Origin of the sequence: Brevundimonas sp. (assembly GCF_036676055.1) — a bacterium.
GTDB lineage: Bacteria > Pseudomonadota > Alphaproteobacteria > Caulobacterales > Caulobacteraceae > Brevundimonas.
In genome coordinates, this window is sequence record NZ_JAKFDS010000010.1 from 1 (window position 1) to 7,700 (window position 7,700).

At 66.6% G+C, this 7,700-nt stretch carries 6 protein-coding genes; 1 reads left to right on the top strand and 5 read right to left on the bottom strand.

Features of this window, described 5'->3' with window-relative positions; all coding sequences use genetic code 11:
- From V6M45_RS01840 to rpsL, 4 genes are all read right to left on the bottom strand, one after another.
- A partial coding sequence (locus V6M45_RS01840; protein WP_332653630.1) for a GTP-binding protein occupies nt 1-123 on the bottom strand: 123 nt, incomplete at its 3' end.
- Between the two features lie 86 nt (nt 124-209).
- Entirely contained in the window at nt 210-2,291 is a 2,082-nt protein-coding gene (gene fusA, locus V6M45_RS01845; protein ID WP_332653624.1) for an elongation factor G, read from the bottom strand.
- 140 nt (nt 2,292-2,431) lie between these two features.
- On the bottom strand, nt 2,432-2,905 hold the full coding sequence (rpsG, locus tag V6M45_RS01850; RefSeq protein WP_259554944.1) for a 30S ribosomal protein S7: 474 nt from the start codon (nt 2,903-2,905) through the stop codon (nt 2,432-2,434).
- A gap of 69 nt (nt 2,906-2,974) precedes the next feature.
- Entirely contained in the window at nt 2,975-3,346 is a 372-nt protein-coding gene (rpsL, locus tag V6M45_RS01855) for a 30S ribosomal protein S12 (protein ID WP_056453566.1), read from the bottom strand.
- Between the two features lie 353 nt (nt 3,347-3,699).
- Between rpsL and V6M45_RS01860 the strand changes: the two genes are divergently transcribed.
- Nucleotides 3,700-4,509 (top strand): hypothetical protein, encoded by an 810-nt coding sequence (locus tag V6M45_RS01860; RefSeq protein WP_332653627.1) that lies wholly within the window; start codon nt 3,700-3,702, stop codon nt 4,507-4,509.
- An 82-nt stretch (nt 4,510-4,591) separates the two neighbouring features.
- Here V6M45_RS01860 and rpoC read toward each other — a convergent pair.
- Nucleotides 4,592-7,700, bottom strand: a 3,109-nt coding sequence (gene rpoC / locus V6M45_RS01865; protein WP_332653628.1) for a DNA-directed RNA polymerase subunit beta', incomplete at its 5' end; no start/stop codon positions are given.

The following is a 7,700-nucleotide window of genomic DNA, read 5'->3' on the forward strand; positions in this document are numbered from 1 at the left end:
GCCGCCGGCCTTGGCCAGAACCATCGTGATCGCCGCCGTCAGCGTCGTCTTGCCATGGTCCACGTGACCGATCGTGCCGATGTTGCAGTGCGGCTTGTTACGTTCGAACTTTTCCTTGGCCATTCTCTTCTCTCCGTCCCCTGAACAGGGGGCTTGTCCTTGGGTTTTCAGGGGCCCCGGCGGACCGGAGCCCGCCGGGAATTGGGTGGTTAGGCGCTGTACTTCTTGATCACTTCGTCGGCGACGTGTTGCGGCACCGGCTCATAGTGGTCGTACTGCATGGTGAAGGCGGCGCGGCCCTGAGACATGCCCCGCAGGGTGTTCACATAGCCGAACATGTTCGCGAGCGGCACGAAGGCGTTCACGACCGTGGCGTTGCCGCGCATGTCCTGACCCTGGATCATGCCGCGACGGCCGTTCAGGTCGCCGATGACCGAGCCCAGATACTCTTCCGGGGTCACGACCTCGACGGCCATGATCGGCTCGAGCAGCTTGGGCGCGCCCTTCTCCTTCAGTTCGCGGAAGGCGGCGCGGGCCGCGATTTCGAACGCCAGCACGCTGGAGTCGACGTCGTGGTATTTGCCGTCCGTCAGCGTCGCCTTGAAGTCGATCAGCGGGAAGCCGGCCAGCAGACCGCTGTCCTTGATGGACATCAGGCCCTTTTCCACGCCCGGGATGTATTCCTTGGGCACCGCGCCGCCGACGATCGCGCTTTCGAACACGAAGCCCGAGCCGGGCTCGCCGGGCTCGAAGGTGATCATGACGCGGGCGAACTGGCCCGTACCGCCGGTCTGCTTCTTGTGAGTGTAGTCGATGTCGACCTTGCGGCCGAGCGATTCCCGATAGGCGACCTGCGGCGCGCCGATTGTGGCGTCGACCTTGTAGGTGCGGCGCAGGATGTCGATCTTGATGTCGAGGTGCAGTTCGCCCATCCCCTTGAGGATGGTCTGGCCCGACTCGTGATCGGTCGAGACGGTGAACGACGGGTCTTCCGAAGCCAGCTTGGCCAGGGCGACGCCCAGCTTCTCCTGGTCGGCCTTGGTCTTGGGCTCGACCGAGATCTCGATCACGGGCGCAGGGAATTCCATCTTCTCGAGGATGACCGGCGACTTCAGGGGATCGCACAGGGTGTCGCCGGTGCGGGTGTCCTTGAGGCCGGCCAGGGCGACGATGTCGCCGGCGTAGGCTTCCTTGATGTCCTCGCGGTTGTTCGAGTGCATCTGCAGCATGCGGCCGACCCGCTCGCGCTTGTCGCGGCTGGAGTTCAGCAGGTTCTGGCCGGTCTCCATCTTGCCGGAGTACAGGCGGCAGAAGGTCAGCGAGCCGACGAAGGGGTCGTCCATGATCTTGAACGCGAGGATCGACAGGGGCTCGTCGTCCGAGGCGCGACGCACGACCGGCTCTTCAGTCTTGAAGTCGATGCCCGGGGTCGGCGGAATGTCGACCGGCGACGGCAGATAGTCGACGACGGCGTCGAGCAGGGTCTGGACACCCTTGTTCTTGAAGGCCGAGCCACACAGGATCGGGTAGAAGGCGCCAGTCAGCACAGCCTTGCGGATGCACTTCTTCAGCGTCTCGAGCGAGGGCTCCTGTCCGTCGAGGTAGGCTTCCATCGCCTCGTCGTCGAGTTCGACAGCGTTGTCGATGAGGTACTGACGGGCCTCATTGGCCTTGTCGACCAGGTCGGCCGGAATCGGGCCGACGGTGTAGTTCGCGCCAAGGGCGTCGTTGTCCCAGATCACCGAGGTCATGGAGACGATGTCGACCAGGCCGGTAAGCGAGCTTTCGGCGCCGATCGGGAACTGGATCGGCACGGCCTTGGCGCCCAGGCGATCGCGGATCGACTGCACCGAGGCGTCGAAGTCGGCGCCGATCTTGTCCATCTTGTTGACGAAGACGATCCGCGGAACCTTGTACTTGTCAGCCTGACGCCAGACCGTCTCGGTCTGCGGCTCGACGCCGGCGTTGCCGTCCAGCACCGTCACGGCGCCGTCGAGCACGCGCAGCGAACGCTCGACTTCAATGGTGAAGTCGACGTGCCCGGGGGTGTCGATGATGTTGAGGCGCTTCTCTTTCCAGTAGGCGGTCGTCGCGGCCGACGTGATCGTGATGCCGCGCTCCTGCTCCTGGTCCATCCAGTCCATGGTGGCGGCGCCGTCATGGACTTCGCCGATCTTGTGGGACTTGCCGGTGTAATAGAGGATCCGCTCCGTCGTCGTCGTCTTGCCCGCGTCGATGTGGGCCATGATGCCGAAGTTGCGATAGTCTTCGATTTTATGCGTGCGGGGCATGGGAGCGTGCCTTGCGGTCAATGCGGCGCCGCTGGCGGCGCCTCGGGAATGTTTCGGATAAGCGGGCGCGGGCGATTTAGCTCAAACCGCCCGCGCCGGATAGTCGGTAGATAGGAACCGAAGACGGCTCCTTGAAGGCGTTACCAGCGGTAGTGGCTGAAGGCGCGGTTGGCTTCGGCCATCTTGTGGGTGTCTTCGCGCTTCTTGACCGCGGTGCCGCGGTTGTTCGAAGCGTCCAGCAGTTCGGCAGCCAGCTTTTCAGTCATGGTGTTCTCGCCGCGCTTGCGGGCGGCGTTGACGAGCCAGCGGATGGCCAGGGCGCGACGGCGATCGGGGCGAACCTCGACCGGCACCTGATAGGTGGCGCCGCCAACGCGACGCGAGCGGACTTCGACGGCCGGGGCCACGTTGTCGAGCGCGGCGTGGAAGGTCGCGACCGGCTCCTGGTCCTTCTTCTTGTCGGCCAGGATGTCGAACGCACCGTAGACGATATTCTCGGCGACGGCCTTTTTGCCCTCGTACATGACGTAGTTCATGAACTTGGTGACGATCAGATCCTTGAACTTGGGATCCGGCAGAACTTCGCGCTTCTGTGCGCGGTGACGACGGGACATGGGCTGGGCCTTCTGAAACGGTCTCTGGGTCCCCGGCCGGGCCGGGAAAATCTGGTGGAGCGGGTTCGCTTACTTCGGACGCTTGGCGCCGTAGTGCGAACGGCGCTGCTTGCGGTCCTTGACGCCCTGCGTGTCGAGCACGCCGCGCAGGATGTGGTAGCGAACGCCGGGAAGGTCCTTGACGCGGCCGCCGCGGATCAGGACCACCGAGTGCTCCTGAAGATTGTGGCCTTCGCCGGGGATGTAGCACACGGCTTCGATGCCGGTCGTCAGACGCACCTTGGCGACCTTACGCAGAGCCGAGTTCGGCTTCTTCGGGGTCGTCGTATAGACGCGGGTGCAGACGCCGCGGCGCTGCGGGCAGCCCTTCAGGGCCGGGACCTTGTTACGGACCGGCTTGGGGGCGCGCGGCTTGCGGATCAGCTGGTTGATAGTCGGCATCGAGTACTCGTTCTCTTCTAATCGATGGGGGCGTGTGCCTTTCGGCCGGAGCGCCCCGGTGAGCCTTCTTTTCGGACGACGCCGATGCGCCGCCCCGGGTTTGATTTCGAGCAGCGAACGCGACAAACAGAAAAGCCGGAACGCGCGCTTCGGGCGTTCCGGCGGGCGACAGCCCGGTCGTTCGATTGTCACGATCCCGACGAACGCTGACGCGCCCGCCTCGAAAGTGGGCGGCTTCTACGCCGGGAGGGGTCCGCGGTCAAGGGCGGCGGGCGACGCAGGCCGCGTCGGGACCGGGCCGCAATACCGCCACGCTCGCCCCCTCAACTGGCGGTGGAGGACGCGGAGGGACGATGCGGGACCTGAGGCTTGTCTGGCCGTCGCGGGCCGAACGCTGGCGCAAGCCGGCGATCGTGGCCTTGTCGGTCGGGCTGCACGTCCTCGTGCTGGGCTATATCGGTTTCAAGGCGTTCGAACCGCCGCGCCTCTACGGCGAAGAGCAACCCCACGGCGATCCGTTCCCACGGACGGTGATCTTCGCCGAGATCGAACCCCGCCCCCTGCTCCGCGGCGAGACCGCGCGGACGCGGGAGACGCCCCGCCCGGACACGGTCATGCCTTCGATTCCCGACGCGGGAACCCGCCTGAACGACACCACCGGCGCGACCGGGTCTGCGGCGGCCGGCGACCAGCCCAGTTCGCCCTCGCCACGGGCCGTCGCCGCCGGAGCCCCGGCGCCGCCAGGGGATGTCGGCACGGCGCCATGGCAGGTGCGGCCCGAGACCATGGGCGACCGGGTCGGGCGCGGCCTCCGGACCAGCCCGGTCGGCTGCGCCAACCCGCGCTTGCTGAGCGACGCCGAGCGGGCGGTCTGCGACGATCGTTTCGGCGCCCGCGCCGCCGCCGCCGCGCCGATCGAGGGCACGGGCGATCCGGCGCGCGACGGCCGCTTCGCCCGCGAAGGCGCCCGCGCCCTGGCCCGCTACGAGGCGCGACGGCGCCCGCTCAGCGGCGGGATCGGCGTGGTCGGACCGCAGGAAGGACCGGGCTCGAACTTCGGCATGGGCGTGGCCGGAGCGCTTCTGGACCCGTCCCTGCGCCCGGACTCCACAACGAACATCCGCACCCGGCGTGATCGGATACGGGAGGAGGAGGAGGACTGACCTCTCCTCCCGCCCCCGCCGACGACAAAAAGGGCGGCCCCGTCGCCGGAGCCGCCCCTTCAGTTCAGTTCGAACCCGGAGATCAGCCTTCGCTGTTCTCCAGCTCCAGGGCCAGGTCGGCCGGGAGCGGTTCGATGGCCTCTTCGCGGGCCTGGGTCAGTTCGGCGTCACGCTCGTTGGCGACCTTCTGCAGGGCGCGGAGGTAGGCGCCGGTGCCCGCCGGGATCAGCCGGCCGACGATGACGTTCTCCTTCAGGCCTTCCAGCGTGTCCTTCTTGCCGTTGACCGAGGCGTCGGTGAGGACGCGGGTGGTCTCCTGGAAGGACGCCGCCGAGATGAAGCTGCGGGTCTGCAGCGATGCCTTGGTGATGCCCAGCAGGACCGGCTGGGTGGTGGCCGGACGGCCGCCGCGCTTCTCGACCTTCTGGTTCTCGAGCACCGCTTCCGCCACCTCGACCGTGTCGCCACGGATCAGGGTGGTTTCGCCGGAGTCGAGGATCTCGACCTTCTGCAGCATCTGGCGAACGATCACCTCGATGTGCTTGTCGTTGATCGGCACGCCCTGCAGTCGGTAGACCTCCTGCACTTCGTTCACCAGATATTCGGCCAGCGCCTCGACGCCCTGGATGCGCAGCAGATCGTGCGGATCCGGGTTGCCGTCGATGATGTAGTCGCCCTTCTGGATCAGATCGCCGTCGTGGACGGAGATGTGCTTGCCCTTCGGGATCAGGAACTCGACCGCCTCGCCCTGCACGCCGTCGGCATTGGGCTCGGGCGTGATCTTGATGCGGCGCTTGTTTTTGTAGTCGCGACCGAATTCGACGCGGCCGTCCATCTCGGCGATGACCGCGCAGTCCTTGGGACGACGGGCCTCGAACAGCTCGGCCACCCGCGGCAGACCGCCGGTGATGTCGCGGGTCTTGGCGCCCTCGGTCGGGACGCGGGCGATGATCTCGCCCGGCTTGACCACATCGCCGTTGTTCACGGACAGAACCGCGCCCACCGGCAGCAGGTAGCGGGCGTCGGAGCCCGAGGCCAGCTTGGCGTATTCGTCGCCCTTGGTGACGCCCATGGCCGGACGCAGGTCCGCGCCGCGGGGGCTGGCGCGCCAGTCGGAGACGACGCGCTGGGCGATGCCCGTGGCCTCGTCGGTCTCTTCCTTGACGGACAGGCCCTCGACCAGGTCCTCGAAGCGGATCGTGCCGCCCACTTCGGTGAGGATCGGCGAGGTGTAGGGGTCCCACTCGGCCAGGCGCTGGCTGCGCTTGACCTCGGCGCCCTCGGTGACCCGCAGGCGGGCGCCGTAGGGCAGCTTGTGGGTCTCGCGGTCCTTGCCGTCGACCACGATGGTGATCGTGACGTTGCGGCTCATCGCCACCAGATCGCCGTGCGCGGCCTTGACGGTCGGGCCGTTGATCCGGGCCACGCCGGCGTTGGTCGCCTCGTAGAACGAGGTTTCCGCGACCTGGGCCGTGCCGCCAATGTGGAAGGTCCGCATCGTCAGCTGGGTGCCGGGCTCGCCGATCGACTGGGCGGCGATGACGCCGACCGCTTCACCGATGTTGACGTTGGTGCCGCGGGCCAGGTCACGGCCGTAGCAGTAGGCGCAGATGCCGGCCTCGGCCTCGCAGGTCAGGGCCGAGCGGACCTTGACCGACTGGACGCCGGCCTCGTCGATGACCTCGACTTCCTCTTCCTGCAGGTAGGTGTCGGCCGGGAACAGGACGTTGTCGGTGCCGGGCTCCTTGATGTCCTCGGCCGCGTAACGGCCCAGGACCCGCTGACCCAGCGAGACCAGCACGTCGCCGCCTTCGACCACGGCGCGCAGGGTGATGCCCCGCGTCGAGCCGCAATCGTCTTCGGTGACGATCGAGTCCTGCGCCACGTCGACCAGACGACGCGTCAGATAGCCGGAGTTGGCGGTCTTCAGCGCGGTGTCGGCCAGACCCTTACGGGCGCCGTGGGTGGAGTTGAAGTACTCGAGGACGGTCAGGCCTTCCTTGAAGTTCGAGATGATCGGCGTCTCGATGATCTCGCCCGACGGCTTGGCCATCAGGCCGCGCATGCCGCCCAGCTGCTTCATCTGCGCCTGTGAACCACGGGCGCCGGAGTTGGCCATCATGAACACCGAGTTGATGTCGGGGTTCTGACCCTTGGCCAGCACGCGCGGCTGGGCGATCTCGCCCATCATCGCATCGGCGATCTTGTCCGTGGCCTTGGCCCAGGCGTCGACGACCTTGTTGTACTTCTCGCCCTTGGTGATCAGGCCGTCGGCGTACTGTTGCTCGTACTCCTCGACCTGGGTGCGGGTGTCGGCGACCAGGGTGGCCTTGGCGGCCGGGATGACGATGTCATCCTTGCCGAAGGAGATGCCGGCCTTGGCCGCTTCACGGAAGCCCAGCTGCATCATCTGGTCGGCGAAGATGACCGTCGCCTTCTGACCGCAGTGGCGATAGACCTGATCGATCAGGTTGCCGATCTCCTTCTTGGTCAGGTTCTTCTCGAGCAGGCGGTAGCCGATGTTCGGGTTGTGCGGCAGCAGGGCGCCCAGCTTCATCCGGCCCGGGGTCGTATCGATGACCTTGGTGATGACTTCGCCGGCGGCGTTCATCTCGGTCCAGCGAGCCTTGATCTTGGTGTGCAGGGTAACGACGCCCGCGTCGAGCGCTGCATCGATCTCGCCCATGTTGGCGAACAGCTTGCCCTCGCCCTTCTCGCCTTCCTTGACCAGCGACAGGTAGTAGAGGCCCAGGACGATGTCCTGCGACGGCACGATGATCGGCTTGCCGTTGGCGGGCGACAGGATGTTGTTCGTCGACATCATCAGGACGCGCGCTTCCAGCTGCGCTTCAAGCGACAGCGGGACGTGAACGGCCATCTGGTCGCCGTCGAAGTCGGCGTTGAAGGCGGTGCAGACCAGCGGGTGCAGGCGGATGGCCTTGCCCTCGATCAGCTTCGGCTCGAACGCCTGGATGCCCAGGCGGTGCAGGGTCGGGGCGCGGTTCAGCAGCACCGGGTGCTCGCGGATGACCTCGTCGAGGATATCCCACACCTGCGGCTGCTCGCGCTCGACCATGCGCTTGGACTGTTTGACGGTGCCCGACAGGCCCTTGGCGTCAAGGCGCGCATAGATGAACGGCTTGAACAGCTCGAGCGCCATCTTCTTGGGCAGGCCGCACTCGTGCAGCTTC